This window comes from Herbaspirillum hiltneri N3 (genome assembly GCF_001267925.1).
GTDB classification, from domain to species: Bacteria; Pseudomonadota; Gammaproteobacteria; order Burkholderiales; family Burkholderiaceae_D; genus Herbaspirillum; species Herbaspirillum hiltneri.
The window spans coordinates 671,110-686,464 of sequence record NZ_CP011409.1; the positions used below are offsets into that span (position 1 = coordinate 671,110).

Below are 15,355 nucleotides of genomic sequence, written 5' to 3' on the forward strand. Positions count from 1 at the left end.
GTCGTCCCGGCAGCGTCGGTGTGCGCAGAGTCGCGTGCTATCCTTGAAGTCGTCATTTGTTTCAATCGAAGGTTGTATAAGAATGCAATTAAAGAAATGCGTGCTCGTGATCACATGCGCTGCTGCGGCGGCACTCAGTTTTTCGTTGCCGGCCCAGGCCCAGAAACGTCTTTCCGCGACGGCTTCATCGGATGACGTCTTCCTTGCGCTGCGCGACGCCGCGCGGGTCGACGATTCGGCCACTGCGCTCAGCTTGGCGGCACGGTTGCCCGATTATGTCATTCCTTCGTACGTCGACTATTATCGGCTGAAACCCCGCGTGCGCGACTTCACCGCGCCGGTGTCGGAAATCCGCGACTTCCTGAATCGCTACGACGGCACCGCGATCGGCGACCGCCTGCGCAACGACTGGCTGTTGGCGCTGGGCAAGACCGGCGACTGGAGCACTTTCGATGAACAATATCCGTTGTTCGTGCTCAACGACGACGTGCAGGTCAAATGCTTCGCGCTCAATTCGCGCGCACTCAAGGGCCAGAACGTCGCCGACGAAGCGCGCGCCCTGCTCACCAGCCCCAAGGATTACGGCCAGGGTTGCAGCGACCTGATCGGCACGCTGGCGCAAAACCATCAGTTCGGCGAAAGCGACCTCTGGGCGCAGATCCGCCAGGCGGTTGAAGCCGGCAGCATCATGGTGGCGCGCCGCGCCGCGATCTTCACCGACAACGGCGATCTCAGCCTGCAGCAAGTGATCGACAAGCCGGCGCCGCTGCTGGCGCGCGGACCGGGCCAGGGCCGTACCGCGCACGAGCTGTACATCATCGCCGTCGGCCGCGCCGCCAAGAACAATCCGCAGCAGGCCGCGGCTTTCCTGAGCGGCGCCTCCGGCCTGACTGCGCAGGAACAGGCGATTGCCTGGGCGCAGGTCGCCTTGCCGGCGTCGATGAAGCTGATGCCGGAAGCGATCGACTACTGGCGCAAGACCAAGGACGCGCCGCTGTCGTACGAGGCCTATCAGTGGAAAGTGCGGATTGCGCTGCGCGCCGGCGACTGGAAGCTGGTGAAGTCCACCATCGAATCCATGCCGGCTTCGCTGCGCAGCGACATCACCTGGACCTACTGGCTGGCGCGTGCCCAGAAGGAGGACGGCCAGCTTGAATCGGCGCAGCGCCTGTTCCAATCGATTGCCTCGAACGTCAGCTTCTACGGCCAGCTGGCCACCGAAGAGCTGGGCCAGAAAATCGTGATCCCTCCCGGCCCGACACCGCCGACGCCGGCAGAGATCGCACCGATGGCGCAGAACAGCGGCTTCAAGCGCGCACTCAAGTTCTATGAGCTCAATATGCGTTACGAAGGCATCCGTGAATGGAACTGGGAACTGCGCCGCATGAACGATCGGCAGTTGCTCGCCGCCGCCGAATTCGCGCGCCAGAGCGACGTGCTCGATCGCATGGTGAACACCTCGGACCGCACCAAGCAGGAAATGGATTTTACCCAGCGTTTCCCGGCGCCGCACCTGGGTGAAATGACCGCCAACACGCGTCCGCTCGGACTGGAAAACGCCTGGGTCTATGGGCTGATCCGCCAGGAATCGCGTTTCATCAAGAACGCCAAATCCTATGTCGGCGCGTCCGGGCTGATGCAGCTGATGCCGTCGACTGCGAAGTACGTCGCCAAGAAGATCGGCATGACCGAGTTCACGCAAGACCAGATCAACGACATCAACACCAACCTGTTGCTCGGCACCAGCTATCTGAACATGGTACTCAACAATCTCGACGGCTCGCAGGCATTGGCGACGGCCGCCTATAACGCCGGCCCGGGACGTCCGCGCAGCTGGCGCTCGACGCTGAACCGCAGTGTCGAAGGCGCGATCTTCGCCGAGACGATTCCGTTCAACGAGACGCGCGGCTACGTCAAGAACGTGATGTCCAACGCCACTTATTACGCCGCCCTGTTCGAGAACAAGCCGCAGTCGCTCAAGCAGCGGCTCGGCGTGGTGGCGCCGCGCACCAATACACCGACCGACCTGCCCTGATGCGACACGACTGCGAGACGATTGCACCGCGCTCTGCGTCACGGCCCTGAAGCAAAGAAAACGATGACGGCCATGGCGTACAAAAATATCCTGATAATCGGCGGCTCCGGTTTCATCGGCAGCCGGCTGGCGGCCCACCTGGCGCGCAACACGGCGGCAAGAATCACGGTGCCGACCCGGCGCTATGAACGCAGCAAGCACTTGCTGGTGATGCCGACGGTGCGCACCACGATCGCCGACGTGCACGACGATGCCGTATTGGATAGCCTCGTGTCCCGCGCCGACGTCGTCATCAATCTGGTCGGCATCCTGCATTCGCGCAGCGGACCGCGCGGCAGCGCCTGGGGCCCTGATTTCGAGCGCGCGCACGTCGAACTGCCGCGCCGGATCGTGGCCGCTTGCTCCCGGCATGGCGTGCGGCGTTACCTGCACATGAGCGCATTGGGCGCGTCGGCGCAGGCGCCGTCGATGTACCTGCGCTCCAAGGCTGCGGGCGAAACGGCCGCGTTTTCGGACGCCGCTGTCGCGACCACGGTATTCCGGCCTTCGGTGGTGTTTGGCGAGCACGACAATTTTCTCAACCTGTTCGCCGCGCTGCAAAAGCGTTTTCCGTTCATGCCGCTGGGCGGCGCCGAGGCGCGTTTCCAGCCGGTGTACGTAGGCGACGTGGCGCAGGCTTTCGTCAGCGCATTGCACAACGACGCCACGCAGGCCCGCAGCTACGAGCTGGCCGGGCCGCAGGTCTACACGCTGCGCCAATTGGTGCAGCTGGCCGGATTGTGCTCCGGCCATCCGCGTCCGGTGCTGGGATTGCCGCCGGGCTTGGCATCCTTGCAAGCTTTTTTGCTGGAACATTTGCCAGGACGCATGATGAGTCGCGATAATCTGGCTTCCATGCAGGTCGACAATGTCGCAAGCGGACCGATGGCGCCGGAACTGCACATCGTGCCGACCGCGCTGGAAGCGATCGCGCCGCGTTACCTCGCAGGCGTGCACCTGCAACAGCAAATGGACGCCCATCGCCGCGGCGCGCGGCGCTGAAGCCACATATTAAAAAGGACCGCCATGCAGAACACCGAACTTGATCCGACCCTGTCGGCGACGCTGGAAAAAGCCGGCAAGAACGCCATCACGCTGGTCATCGGCAACAAGAATTACTCGTCCTGGTCGATGCGCCCGTGGGTGGTGCTGACCGCGTTCGACATTCCTTTCCGCGAAATCCGCATCTGCCTCGACCAGCCCGACACCGCCAGCAAGATCGCCGAATATTCCGCCGCCGGACGCGTGCCGGTACTGCTCGACGGCCAGACGCACATCTGGGATTCGCTGGCCATCTGCGAATACCTGGCCGAACAATTCCCGGACCGCGCACTGTGGCCGCAAGAGACCGCCGCACGTGCGGTAGCGCGCAGCATCACGGCCGAAATGCATTCCGGCTTCACCGGCCTGCGCAGCGCCATGAGCATGGACATCCGCGGCAGCTATCCGGGCAAAGGCCGGACCGCCGAAGCGCAGGGCGACATCGGCCGCATCTGTGAAATCTGGGAAGACTGCCTGGCGCAGTTCGGCCATCATGAATTCCTGTTCGGCGACTTCTCGATTGCGGACGCTTTCTATGCACCGGTGGTGATGCGCTTCCGCAGCTACGCCGTGTCGCTGGCGCCGGCGTTGCAGGCTTATGTCGATCGCGTGGTGGCGCATCCCGCCGTGGCCAAGTGGATCGCCGAAGCGCTGGCCGAAAAAGAAGTCTTGCCCGACCATTGAGCCGCTGATGAAGATCTACGTCGTCGGCGGTGCGGTGCGCGATGAACTGCTCGGTTTGCCCGTGCAGGATCACGACTACGTGGTCGTCGGCGCCACGCCGGAAGACATGCTCGCGCAAGGCTTCCGTCCGGTCGGCAAGGACTTCCCGGTATTCCTGCATCCCGACACGCAGGAGGAATACGCGCTGGCGCGCACCGAACGCAAGACGGCGCCGGGCTACAAGGGATTCGTGTTCCATACCGACAGCGCCGTCACGCTCGAGCAGGACCTGGCGCGGCGCGATCTCACCATCAATGCCATCGCCAAAGGCGAAGACGGCGTGCTGGTCGATCCCTACGATGGTCGGGGCGATATCGGCAGGCGCGTGTTCCGCCATGTCTCCGACGCCTTCATCGAAGACCCGGTGCGCATCCTGCGCCTGGCGCGCTTCGCAGCGCGCTTTCCCGATTTCACGGTCGCACCCGAAACCAATGCGCTGATGCAAAAGATGGTTGCCGCCGGCGAGGTCGATGCGCTGGTGCCCGAGCGCGTATGGCAGGAGCTGGCGCGCGGCATGATGGAGCAGACTCCCTCGCGCATGTTCAATGTGCTGCGCGAGTGCGGCGCGCTGGCGCGCATCCTGCCGGAGCTGGATGCGCTGTGGGGCGTGCCGCAACCCGCCCGATACCATCCCGAGGTCGACACCGGCGTGCACGTCATGATGGTGCTCGACTATGCCGCCGGCCGTTCCTATTCTCTGGGCGTGCGTTTCGCCGCACTCATGCACGATCTCGGCAAGGGCACCACGCCGCCCGAACTGTGGCCCAGCCATCACGGCCATGAAGGCCGCAGCGTCGAGCTGGTGCAAGGCATCTGCGATCGGCTCAAGGTGCCCAACGATTGTCGCGACCTCGCCGTGATCACCGCGCGCGAACATGGCAATGTCGGCCGCGCCTTCGAACTGCGTCCCGCCACCATCGTTAATCTGCTGGCGCGTTGCGACGGCTTCCGCAAGCCGGAGCGTTTCCACGACATGCTGCAGGCGTCGGAATGCGACCGCCGCGGCCGTACCGGTTTCGAGGACGTCGCGTTCCCGCAGCTGGATTACCTCATGGGCGCGCTCAAGGCGGCCCAGGGCGTGGATGCCGGCGCCATCGCCGCCAGATACCGGGAGCAGCCGCAACGCATCCCGGAAGCGATCCTGGCGGCGCGCACGGAAGCGGTGGCGGAATATGCCGCCGCAGCGGCTTAACTCAACCCGCCCATGCCACCCTTCATCACGCAACTGCGCGCCAGGCTGGACCGCCTGAAGCAGGCGCTCATTGCCCTCGCCGAGGCATCGGACAAACCGATGATCCTGGTCAAGGAGCTGTCGCCGCGCGCGCGGCGGCATCTGCTGCGGCATTTTCTGGCGCTGGAAGAAAAAGACCGGCTGTTGCGTTTCGGCAGCAAGCTCTCCGATGAGCTGGTGACGCGCTACGTCGAGAATATCGATTTCTCCCGCGACACCATCTTCGGCGTCTACGACCGCAAGATGCGCCTGCTGGGCGTGGGCCATCTGGCCTTCGCACCGCGCGAAGCATCGCCCGTCAGCGGCGCCACGCTCAAGGCGCGGGTCGCCGAGTTCGGCGTGTCGGTGTCGGCGGCGGCGCGCGGCATGGGCGTCGGCACAAAGTTGTTCGTGCGTGCCGCGATTCGCTGCCGCAACGCCGATGTCGACACGCTGTACATGCATTGCCTGTCCTCCAACAAGGTCATGATGCACATCGCAAAGAAAGCCGGCATGGAAATCCATCGCGACTACGGCGAAGCGGACGCCTACCTGAAGTTGCAGCCGGCCAATCCGGTCACGCTGTTTCAGGAAGCCATGGAAGAGCAGGCCGCCATGCTCGACTACATCGTCAAAGCCAACATGCGCGCGCTGTTCAAATGGATCAGCAGGGTCTTCGGCATCGGCAAACCGAAGGCCTGAATCGATCCGCCAATCCATCCGCCAATCCATCCGCCAATCCGGCCGCCGCGCAGCCTCCGGCGCGAAATCAGCGATAATAGCGGCATCCAGGAATTTTCCAGCAGAACTCATGAACAACTCCGTCAGCACCGACGACTTTTTTGCCAGCGTGGCCGCCAAGTCGGACAGCGGCGCCTTGCGCGGCGACTACAGCAACGCCGACAAGAACTACGTCGTCGATCAGCACTGGGCCGCTTACTCGCCCGCCCAGCACGCGCTGTGGCGACGCCTGTACGAGCGCCAGGCAAAACTGATTCCGGGCCGCGCCTGTGACGTCTTCCTCGACAGCATCAAGGCGCTCGACGTCTCGCAAGGCATCCCGCAATTCGACCGCACCACCGAAGCGCTGTACAAGGCCACCGGCTGGCAATTGGTCGCCGTGCCCGGGCTGGTGCCGGACCAAACCTTTTTCGAGCACCTTGCCAACCGCCGTTTCCCGGTCACCGTGTGGCTGCGCGAAGAGAGCGAGTTCGACTACATCGTCGAGCCGGACGTGTTCCATGATTTCTTCGGCCATGTGCCGCTGCTGTTCAATCCGGTGTTCGCCGACCACCTGCAGGAGTACGGCAAGGGCGGCCTCAAGGCGCTCAAGCTCGACGGCCTGGCTTTCCTCGCGCGCTTGTACTGGTACACCATCGAGTTCGGCCTTATCCAGAGTCCCGAGGGTTTGCGCATCTACGGCGCCGGCATCCTGTCGTCGGGCGGCGAAGTCGAATACGCCCTGCGCGGTTCACCGCAGAATCAGCAGCCGAACCGCATCCCGTTCCAGGTCGAGCGCGTCATGCGCACGCTGTACAAGATCGACTCATACCAGGAAACCTATTTCGTCATCCGCGATTTCCAGCAACTGTTCGACGACACCGCGCCCGATTTCACCGCACTGTACGAGCAACTGAAAGCGCAGGATGCCTTGCCCGCCAATACACTGTTGCCGGGTGAAAAAAACCTTGCGGTCGCCTGATTGGCGACAACCTGACCGAGCAACCGAACACCGGCCCCTGCCTTTAACCGCAGGGGCTTTTTTTGTCGTCAGCGCATTGTCAGTTCCATCCTGTGCCATGTCGCGCCATGCTGCGCCGTGCGTAGCGGCAACACGCGGCTTGTGCTACTGTAGCCGCATCAAAAGAACGAAACCGTCCGCCCACAAGGCGAACGAGTTTTAAGCCGGATCTCGAACAGATCCATGTGCAAACAAAGACACGATTTTTGGCACGGAGACAATGCATGAACGCACCCCTACCTTCCAGCGAACGTCTGTTGCTGGATGACATTTCCCTGGACGACAAATATTCGCTGGAGCGCGGCCGCGTTTTCATGACCGGCATCCAGGCGCTGATACGGCTGCCGATGTTGCAGCGGCAACACGACCTCCAGGCCGGATTGAATACTGCCGGCTACGTCACCGGTTATCGCGGCTCTCCTTTGGGCACGGTCGACCAGACCGCCGCCAAGGCGAAGAAATATCTCGACGCCGCGCACGTCAAATTCCATCCCGGCATGAACGAAGACCTGGCCGCCACCGCCGTGTGGGGTACCCAGCAGGTCAATATGTTCCCGGGCGCGCAATACGACGGCGTGTTTTCGCTGTGGTACGGCAAGGGCCCCGGCGTCGATCGCTGCGGCGACGTCTTCAAGCATGCCAACATGGCCGGCACCTCGCAGCACGGCGGCGTGCTGGTGATCGCCGGCGACGACCACGCCGCCAAGTCGTCCACCACCGCGCATCAGAGCGAACACATCCTCAAGGCCTGCGGCATTCCGGTGCTGTATCCGTCATCGGTGCAGGAGTATCTCGACTACGGCCTGCACGGTTGGGCCATGAGCCGCTACACCGGCTTGTGGGTGTCGCTCAAATGCGTGACCGACATCGTTGAATCCGGCATGTCGGTGGAGATCGATCCGCAGCGCGTGCAGCCGGTCATTCCCACCGATTTCGAACTGCCGCCGGGCGGCGTCAACATCCGCCAGCCCGATACCGTGCTCGAGCAAGAGACGCGCATGAACGTCTACAAGTGGTACGCGGCACTGGCTTATGCGCGCGTCAACAAGCTCAACCAGATCATCTGGGACAGCCCGCGTGCGCGCATCGGTATCGTCACCGCCGGCAAGTCCTATCTCGACACGCGCCAGGCGCTCTACGATCTCGGCATCGATGAACAGATCGCCCGCGATATCGGCATCCGCCTCTACAAGATCGGCATGACCTGGCCGCTGGAAGCCGAAGGCGTGCGCGAGTTCGCGCAAGGCCTGGACGAAATCCTGGTGGTCGAGGAGAAGCGCCAGATTCTCGAATACCAGATCAAGGAAGAACTCTATAACTGGCGCGACGATGTGCGTCCGCGCGTGGTCGGCAAGTTCGACGACACCGGCGAATGGAGCGGCTCGCCGCGCGAAGGTCACGGCAACTGGCTGCTTCCCGCCACCTACGAGCTGAGCCCGGCGCAGATCGCGCGCGCCATCGCCACGCGCATTTCCAAGTACTATGCCGGCCATCCGATCGAGCAGCGCGTCAAGGCGCGCATCGCTTTCCTCGAAGCCAAGGAAGCCACGCTCAATGTCAGCACCAAGCCTGATCCGAACAAGGACCGCATCCCGCATTTCTGCTCGGGCTGCCCGCACAACACGTCGACCAAATTGCCTGACGGCAGCCGCGCGCTGGCCGGCATCGGCTGCCATTACATGGTGACCTGGATGGATCGCGAATCGACCATCTTCTCGCACATGGGCGGCGAGGGTGTGACCTGGGTCGGCCAGGCACCGTTCACCAGCGAGAAGCATGTGTTCTCCAACCTCGGCGACGGCACGTATTTCCATTCGGGCCTGCTGGCCGTGCGCGCCGCTGTGGCGGGCAAGGTCAACATGACGTACAAGATCCTGTACAACGACGCGGTCGCCATGACCGGCGGCCAAGAGTTCGACGGTCCGCTCGATCCGGCCATGATCTCGCGCCAGCTGGCCGCCGAGAACGTGCGCCCGATCATCGTCGTGACCGACGAGCCGGACAAGTACCCGGCCGGTACGCCGTGGGCCGAAGGCGTGACCATCCGCCATCGCAGCGAACTCGATGCCGTGCAGCGCGAACTGCGCGAAGTGCCGGGTGTGTCCGCCATGATCTACGACCAGACCTGCGCCTCGGAAAAGCGCCGCCGCCGCAAACGCGACGCCTATCCCGATCCGGCCAAGCGCGCCGTCATCAATGAAGCAGTATGCGAAGGCTGCGGCGATTGCAGCGTGCAATCCAACTGCCTCTCGGTGGAACCGCTGGAAACCGAATTCGGCCGCAAGCGCCAGATCAATCAATCGTCGTGCAACAAGGATTACTCATGCGTGAACGGCTTCTGCCCGAGCTTCGTCACGGTGGAAGGCGGCAAGCTCAAAAAGGCCAAGCGCGTCGCGGTTGAAAAGACCGAAGCAGCCGCGCAGGGACCGACCTTGCCCGAACCGCAATTACCGGCCATGGGCGACACCTACGGCATCGTCGTCACCGGCATTGGCGGTACCGGCGTGATCACCATCGGCCAGATCCTGGCGATGGCGGCGCACGTCGAAGGCAAGGCCTGCTCGGTGCTCGACATGAGCGGGCTGGCGCAGAAGGGCGGTCCGGTGATGTCGCATGTGCGCTTGTCGGAACGCGCCGACGATCTGTATTCGACGCGCGTGGGCACCGGCGCGGCGGATCTGGTGATCGGCTGCGACGTAATCGTCACCGCCAGCCGCGACGCTTTGTCGCGCATGGGCGAGGGACGCACGCATGCCGCCGTCAACGCGACCCGCATGCCGACCGCAGCTTTCGTGCGCAATCCGGACTGGCAGTTCCCGGCGGAGTCCGCCGAGGGCAGCATCCAGAGCGCCTGCGGCAAAGAGCGCGTGGCCCTGATCGACGCCGGCAACATCGCCACCGCGCTGATGGGCGACGCCATCGCCACCAACATGTTCATGCTCGGGTATGCATGGCAGCGCGGCTGGGTACCGTTGTCGGAAGGCGCCATCCTCAAGGCCATCGAGCTCAATGCCTTGTCGGTCGAGTTCAACAAGCAGGCCTTCGGCTGGGGCCGCGCCGCCGCGCACGATGCCGACATGGTGGCGCAAGCCGCCCGTCGCAACGGCATGACGGCGCAGGTAATCGACTTCAAGCGTCCGCCTTCGCTGGAAGAAGTGCTGGCCAGGCGGATCGATTTCCTCACGCACTATCAGAATGCCGCTTACGCGCGCCAGTACAGCGATTTCGTCGCCCGGGCGCAGCAGGCGGAAGCCGCGTTGGGCGAAGCCGGCAAGGCGATGAAGTTCAGCACGGCAGTCGCGACCTATCTGTTCAAGCTGATGGCCTACAAGGATGAATACGAAGTCGCGCGCCTCTACACCGCGCCGGCCTTCCGCGAAAAGATCGCCGGCATGTTCGAGGGCGACTACCAGTTGAAATTCCATCTGGCGCCGCCGCTGCTGGCCAGGCATGACAGCAACGGCCACCTGATCAAGAAGGAATACGGCTCGTGGATGATGCGCGCCTTCGGCGTGCTGGCGAAGCTGCGTTTCCTGCGCGGCACGCCGCTCGACGTCTTCGGCTATACCGCTGAACGCAAGCAGGAGCGCGATCTGATTGCTCAGTACAGCCGCACCATCGGCGACCTGCTGGGCAGGCTCAGCGCCGACAACCTGGCGCAGGCGGTGGCGATTGCGCGTATTCCCGAAGATATCCGCGGCTATGGCCATGTCAAGGAACGCCACCTGAAGGCGGCCAGACAGAAGGAAGCGGATTTGCTGCGCATGTTCGATGCCGGGCAGACGCCGCATATGCCGGAAGGCGGCAAACAGGCAGCCTGATTGGTACCGGAAGAATCGCCGCCGTCCCGATGCCCGGGCGGCGGCTTTTTTTCAGATGGCGATCTTGCCGCCGCTCACGCGCGCAATTCCCGCCAGGTCGTTCCAGCTCTGCACGTCCGTAAAACCTCCCCGCGCAAGCAGTTCACGCACGGCTTCGGCCTGATCGTAACCGTGCTCCATCAGCAGCCATCCGCCATTCTTCAAATATCCTGCTGCGCCGTCGATGATGGTGCGCAATGCCGACAAGCCGTCGGCATGATCGGTCAGCGCGCCGATCGGTTCGAAGCGCAAATCGCCTTGTGCAAGATGGGCGTCGCCGGCGACGATGTAGGGTGGGTTGGAAACGATCAGGTCAAATTCCCGTACGGCGCCTGTCAAGGCCGAGTACCAGTCGCTGCGCAAAAAACGCACTTTGGCGCCGTGCCGCTGCGCATTGCTTGCCGCCACTTTCAAGGCGCCTTCACTGACGTCGAGCGCCGTCATGTCGGCATCCGGGCGCGTGTGCGCAATGGCGACCGCAATGGCGCCGGATCCGGTGCCCATGTCGAGCGCCTTGCCCTGTTGCGGCAAACGCTCCAGCGCCAGTTCCACCAGCAATTCCGTATCGGGACGGGGGATCAATACATCCGGCGTGACGGCCATCGCGAGGCCGAAGAATTCACGCTCGCCGACGATATAGGCAATCGGTTCGCCTTGCAGGCGGCGGCGATACAGCGCGGTCAGCCGCACAGCTTCGTCGTCGGTGAGCAGGCGTTCCGATTGGGTGATCAGCTGGATGCGTGACAGTTGCAGCGCATGGCCCAGCAGGATGCGATTTTCCAGCGTGTCGAGCGGCGCGTTCTTGAGCGCGTCGCCCAGACTCGCACCTGCGGCAATACCGGGAAAATCACGCACCGGAAATCTTCTTCAGCCGCGCTTGAAGGCGCGGGACGCCAGTACGGCGGCGATCAGCACGAAGCAGATCAGCGACCATTGCGGTATCGACAGGCCGAGGAAAGGATACGGTGTTGCGCACAGGCCGTCGGCTTTGAACAGTAGCGGAAACAGATTGGCAGTCGGCACGTTATTGAGAGAAGTCTCCAGCGGATCGATGCCGCAGGAAGTGCCGGGATGCGCCTGCACCCACAGGTGCCAGCCGGCCGTCCCGACGCCGCCCAGCGCCGCCAGCAGGCCCAGCCCGGCGCCGGTTTTGGCGGCGCGCGGCGGCAGGAAAGCGAAAATGATGCAGATCAGTGCGATGGCGGCGAAGAGGTAACGCTGGATGATGCACAGCGGGCAGGGCAGCATCTCCTCGACGATCTGGAGATAGAGAGCGATGCCGAGCAGGGCGATGCACGCAAGGGCGACGAGTAGGAGCAGGGATTTTGAACGTTGCATGATGGCTGTGAGATAGGAGCAGGAGCGTCAGGGGATTCTTTTTAGCGCCAAGTGTAAAGTCGGATTTTCTCCGATAACGGTCAGATAGTAGCCGTTCTCGATGCGCATCGGAAGAAAAGCTTTGTACTGACCGGCATTATCGACGATTGTCATGTCCTTTGCCGCCGTGAGAGTAAAGGTGGTTCGCTGTCCGGGCATGGCCAGGGGATAAGAGCGAAAGTCCTGCGCATTCAGTTCGCGATACTGATATTGCGGAGGATTGAATGGCGATGGATTTGCACCGATTGCCCCGTCGGGACGGTGGGAGGAACCGAATGGCGGATACGCACCGAAATTCTGCCCGCCCAGCGGCGGATATTTATCATCCGGATTGGGATAAAACAGGCAGGTCAGCGAAGCCGCAACTGTTGTGGCGGAAGTGGAAGTGGAAGTGGAAGCGGAAGCGGAAGCGGGTGCGGGTGCGGGCGCCGCGCTGCCGTCGCACTCGGTTGCCACGATGTAATAGAGAATCTGATTGCCGCTGGAGTCATCGTTGAGCGTCAGTACCGACTTGCCGCGGTTTTCATAAAAACGGACCAGGGTGATGTTGTGCCGATTGTTTCGACTGTCAACTACCTGGTAGGTAGCGTAGAGGGAATGCGCGGTTTTTTCTGCTTCAGGAGTAGCGAAGGGTCCGGCGCAGCCAACCAGCGTCATGGACAATGTCAGGCAGACCGGTAACTTCATCGCGTGCTCTCTTCAGCGTTTAAGAGAGCGTTCGACCGGCGGTGCGCGAATTAGTTTATTTTTCGCGTTTTATTCTTCGTCGCCCAACTGCGCCAGCAACTCCGCCTGATGCTCGGTGATCAGTGCATTGGTCAGTTCTTCCAGATCGCCGTCCATGATGAAATCCAGCTTGTACAGCGTCAGGTTGATGCGATGGTCCGTCATGCGCCCCTGCGGGAAGTTATAGGTGCGGATGCGTTCGCTGCGGTCGCCCGAGCCGATCAGCGATTTGCGAGTGGCGGCTTCCTTGGATTGCTGCTCGCGCAGTTGCACGTCCTTGATGCGCGCCGCCAGCACCTTCAACGCCGAGGCCTTGTTCTTGTGCTGGCTGCGGTCATCCTGGCATTCCACCACGATGCCGGTGGGCATGTGGGTGATGCGCACCGCCGAGTCGGTCTTGTTGATGTGCTGTCCGCCCGCGCCCGAGGCGCGATAGGTATCGATGCGAATGTCGGCCGGATTGATGTCGACGTCTTCGACTTCATCGGCTTCCGGCATCACGGCCACCGTACAGGCCGAGGTGTGGATGCGGCCCTGGGTTTCAGTGGCCGGCACGCGCTGCACGCGGTGGCCGCCGGACTCGAACTTCAGGCGTGAATATGCGCCGAAGCCGGCGATGCGCACGATCACTTCCTTGTAGCCGCCGATTTCCGATTCGGAGGCCGACATCATTTCCACCTGCCAGCGATTGCGTTCGGCGAAGCGGGTGTACATGCGCAGCAAGTCGCCGGCGAACAGCGCCGACTCATCGCCGCCGGTGCCGGCGCGAATTTCCAGGAAGATGTTGCGCTCGTCGTTGGGGTCCTTGGGCAGCAGCATCTTTTGCAGGTCGGCTTCCAGCGCTTCCATGCGCGCCTTGGCGCTGTTGATTTCTTCCTGCGCGAATTCCTTCATGTCGGGATCCGACAGCAGCTCCTGCGCCGTGGCGATGTCATTCGAGGCCTGCGAATAGGCCTGGTACAACGCCACCAGCGGACCGAGCTCGGCGTGTTCGCGCGTCATCTTGCGGTAGTTGTCCATGTCGGACGTTGCTTCCTGCTGCATCAGCAGGTTATTGAGTTCTTCCAGCCGTTCGGCGAGCTGGTCGAGTTTGGTGAGCATCGAGGGTTTCATGGACTGACTTTACGGAAATGAGAGGGTGATGCGATGCCCGCGATACCAGCATGGGGCAGGGAGAGCGCCGGCGATCGCGAGGATGCCGGCCGGCGAACGGAGTCGCTAACGTTTGGTGCGGAACAGTTGCGGCAGCAACTGGACCAGTTGCGCGCGTTCGTCGCCTTGTGCGTGGTGCAGGGCCTGTTGCGGACCGTGCAGGAATTTGGCGGTGAGGCCTTTGGACAGCGCATCGAGTACGGCGTCCATGTCTTCGCCTTTGGCCAGCAGCCTGCGGGCGCGTTCGAGCTCAGCCAGGCGCAGGGTTTCGCCGGCGTCGTGCAGGTCCTGGATCACCGGCACCACGGCGCGGCTGTCGATCCAGTGCATGAAAGATTGCACCCGGGTTTCGATAATGGCTTCGGCTTGCGCGACGGCGGCCTGGCGGTTTTCGACGCCGCTTTGCACGACCGAGGCGAGGTCGTCGACGGTGTAGAGGAAGACGTCGTCCAGACGGCCGACTTCCGATTCGATATCGCGCGGCACCGCAAGATCGACCATGAAAATCGGCTTGTGGCGGCGCGCCTTGACGGCCCGCTCGACCAGGCCGAGGCCGATGATCGGCAGCGACGAGGCGGTACAGGACACCACGATGTCGAACTTCGACAACTGCGTCGGCAGATCGGCCAGGCGCAGCGCCGCGCCGTTGAAGCGGTGCGCCAGCGTTTCGCCGCGTTCCAGCGTGCGATTGGCGACGGTCAGGGATTTCGGATTTTGCGCGGCGAAATGCGTGGCGCACAACTCGATCATTTCACCGGCGCCGATGAACAGCACGTGCTGGCCCGAGATCGAATCGAAGATCCGCTGCGACAAACGCACGGCGGCGGCGGCCATCGAGACGCTGTGGGCGCCGATTTCGGTGGTGCTGCGGACTTCCTTTGCGACGGCGAAGGTGCGCTGGAACAGTTGGTGCAAATAGGTGCCGAGGCCGCCGGCGGCATCCGCCTGGCGCACGGCGTCCTTCATCTGGCCGAGGATCTGCGGTTCGCCCAGCACCATCGAGTCGAGCCCGGAGGCGACGCGGAAGGCGTGACGTACGGCATTGTCCTGCGGTAAGGCATACAGGAAGGGACGCAGTTCGGCGTAGGAAAGATCGTGGTAGTCGGCGAGGAAATGCGCGGTGCTGTCGATGGCGGCATCGACGCCGCCCGCAGCCGCAGTGCTGGCGGCGTACAGCTCGGTACGATTGCAGGTCGACAGGATTGCCGCTTCGCCAGCCTGCGCCCGACTGGCGCTCAGGTCCGAGCGCCCGAACCAGGCGCGCGCCGACGCCACCGCCTGGCCGATCTGGTCGGCCGGGAATGCCACTTTTTCGCGCAGGGAAAGCGGCGCGGTAGTGTGGTTCAGTCCGACGGCAAGCAAGTGCATGGCGACTCTGTGGTTTACGAGCGAAGTGCTGCGAAAAAATGGAGAAATATCAACTCAGTATTATACCCGCTGCACGTAAAGGG

At 62.9% G+C, this 15,355-nt stretch carries 12 protein-coding genes; 7 read left to right on the top strand and 5 right to left on the bottom strand.

Translation table 11 applies throughout. The features are described from left to right. Positions 1–82: 82 nt before the first annotated feature. The 7 genes from F506_RS02980 (at position 83) to F506_RS03010 (ending at position 10,610) form a co-directional block, all read left to right on the top strand. Positions 83–2,035, top strand: a complete 1,953-nt coding sequence (locus tag F506_RS02980) for a lytic transglycosylase domain-containing protein (RefSeq protein ID WP_053195267.1) — start codon at positions 83–85, stop codon at positions 2,033–2,035. A 63-nt stretch (positions 2,036–2,098) separates the two neighbouring features. After that, complete coding sequence (locus tag F506_RS02985) at positions 2,099–3,076, top strand: complex I NDUFA9 subunit family protein (protein ID WP_144423980.1); 978 nt, start codon at positions 2,099–2,101, stop codon at positions 3,074–3,076. A gap of 24 nt (positions 3,077–3,100) precedes the next feature. Then, complete coding sequence (locus tag F506_RS02990; protein WP_053195268.1) at positions 3,101–3,799, top strand: glutathione S-transferase family protein; 699 nt, start codon at positions 3,101–3,103, stop codon at positions 3,797–3,799. 7 nt (positions 3,800–3,806) lie between these two features. Beyond that, entirely contained in the window at positions 3,807–5,030 is a 1,224-nt protein-coding gene (locus tag F506_RS02995) for a multifunctional CCA addition/repair protein (protein ID WP_053195269.1), read from the top strand. A gap of 12 nt (positions 5,031–5,042) precedes the next feature. Then, positions 5,043–5,750 (top strand): GNAT family N-acetyltransferase, encoded by a 708-nt coding sequence (locus F506_RS03000; RefSeq protein WP_053195270.1) that lies wholly within the window; start codon positions 5,043–5,045, stop codon positions 5,748–5,750. Positions 5,751–5,859: 109 nt separating this feature from the next. Further along, a complete protein-coding gene (gene phhA, locus F506_RS03005; RefSeq protein WP_053195271.1) occupies positions 5,860–6,750 on the top strand; it encodes a phenylalanine 4-monooxygenase in 891 nt (296 codons plus the stop codon). 263 nt (positions 6,751–7,013) lie between these two features. Beyond that, complete coding sequence (locus tag F506_RS03010) at positions 7,014–10,610, top strand: indolepyruvate ferredoxin oxidoreductase family protein (protein WP_053195272.1); 3,597 nt, start codon at positions 7,014–7,016, stop codon at positions 10,608–10,610. Between the two features lie 51 nt (positions 10,611–10,661). On the opposite strand, the gene prmC is transcribed toward F506_RS03010, so the two are convergent. From prmC to hemA, 5 genes are all read right to left on the bottom strand, one after another. After that, positions 10,662–11,504 (bottom strand): peptide chain release factor N(5)-glutamine methyltransferase, encoded by an 843-nt coding sequence (gene prmC, locus F506_RS03015; protein WP_053195273.1) that lies wholly within the window; start codon positions 11,502–11,504, stop codon positions 10,662–10,664. A 12-nt stretch (positions 11,505–11,516) separates the two neighbouring features. Beyond that, entirely contained in the window at positions 11,517–11,987 is a 471-nt protein-coding gene (locus F506_RS03020; RefSeq protein ID WP_053195274.1) for a disulfide bond formation protein B, read from the bottom strand. A 27-nt stretch (positions 11,988–12,014) separates the two neighbouring features. Beyond that, positions 12,015–12,713: a hypothetical protein gene (locus F506_RS03025; RefSeq protein WP_144423981.1), complete on the bottom strand. Its 699-nt coding sequence runs from the start codon at positions 12,711–12,713 to the stop codon at positions 12,015–12,017. A 69-nt stretch (positions 12,714–12,782) separates the two neighbouring features. Further along, the gene (prfA, locus tag F506_RS03030) at positions 12,783–13,865 is read right to left on the bottom strand and encodes a peptide chain release factor 1 (RefSeq protein WP_083457549.1); all 1,083 of its coding nucleotides are present in this window, start codon (positions 13,863–13,865) and stop codon (positions 12,783–12,785) included. 105 nt (positions 13,866–13,970) lie between these two features. Further along, positions 13,971–15,272: a glutamyl-tRNA reductase gene (gene hemA, locus F506_RS03035; RefSeq protein ID WP_053195277.1), complete on the bottom strand. Its 1,302-nt coding sequence runs from the start codon at positions 15,270–15,272 to the stop codon at positions 13,971–13,973. Between the last annotated feature and the right edge of the window lie 83 nt (positions 15,273–15,355).

Excerpts from the sequence above, each read along its gene's own strand:
- F506_RS02980 (WP_053195267.1), top strand. The coding sequence starts at position 83 with ATGCAATTAAAGAAATGCGTGCTCGTGATCACATGCGCTGCTGCGGCG.
- F506_RS02985 (WP_144423980.1), top strand. The coding sequence starts at position 2,099 with ATGACGGCCATGGCGTACAAAAATATCCTGATAATCGGCGGCTCCGGT.
- F506_RS02990 (WP_053195268.1), top strand. The coding sequence starts at position 3,101 with ATGCAGAACACCGAACTTGATCCGACCCTGTCGGCGACGCTGGAAAAA.
- F506_RS02995 (WP_053195269.1), top strand. The coding sequence starts at position 3,807 with ATGAAGATCTACGTCGTCGGCGGTGCGGTGCGCGATGAACTGCTCGGT.
- F506_RS03000 (WP_053195270.1), top strand. The coding sequence starts at position 5,043 with ATGCCACCCTTCATCACGCAACTGCGCGCCAGGCTGGACCGCCTGAAG.
- phhA (WP_053195271.1), top strand. The coding sequence starts at position 5,860 with ATGAACAACTCCGTCAGCACCGACGACTTTTTTGCCAGCGTGGCCGCC.
- F506_RS03010 (WP_053195272.1), top strand. The coding sequence starts at position 7,014 with ATGAACGCACCCCTACCTTCCAGCGAACGTCTGTTGCTGGATGACATT.
- F506_RS03020 (WP_053195274.1), bottom strand. The coding sequence starts at position 11,987 with ATGCAACGTTCAAAATCCCTGCTCCTACTCGTCGCCCTTGCGTGCATC.
- F506_RS03025 (WP_144423981.1), bottom strand. The coding sequence starts at position 12,713 with ATGAAGTTACCGGTCTGCCTGACATTGTCCATGACGCTGGTTGGCTGC.
- prfA (WP_083457549.1), bottom strand. The coding sequence starts at position 13,865 with ATGAAACCCTCGATGCTCACCAAACTCGACCAGCTCGCCGAACGGCTG.
- hemA (WP_053195277.1), bottom strand. The coding sequence starts at position 15,272 with ATGCACTTGCTTGCCGTCGGACTGAACCACACTACCGCGCCGCTTTCC.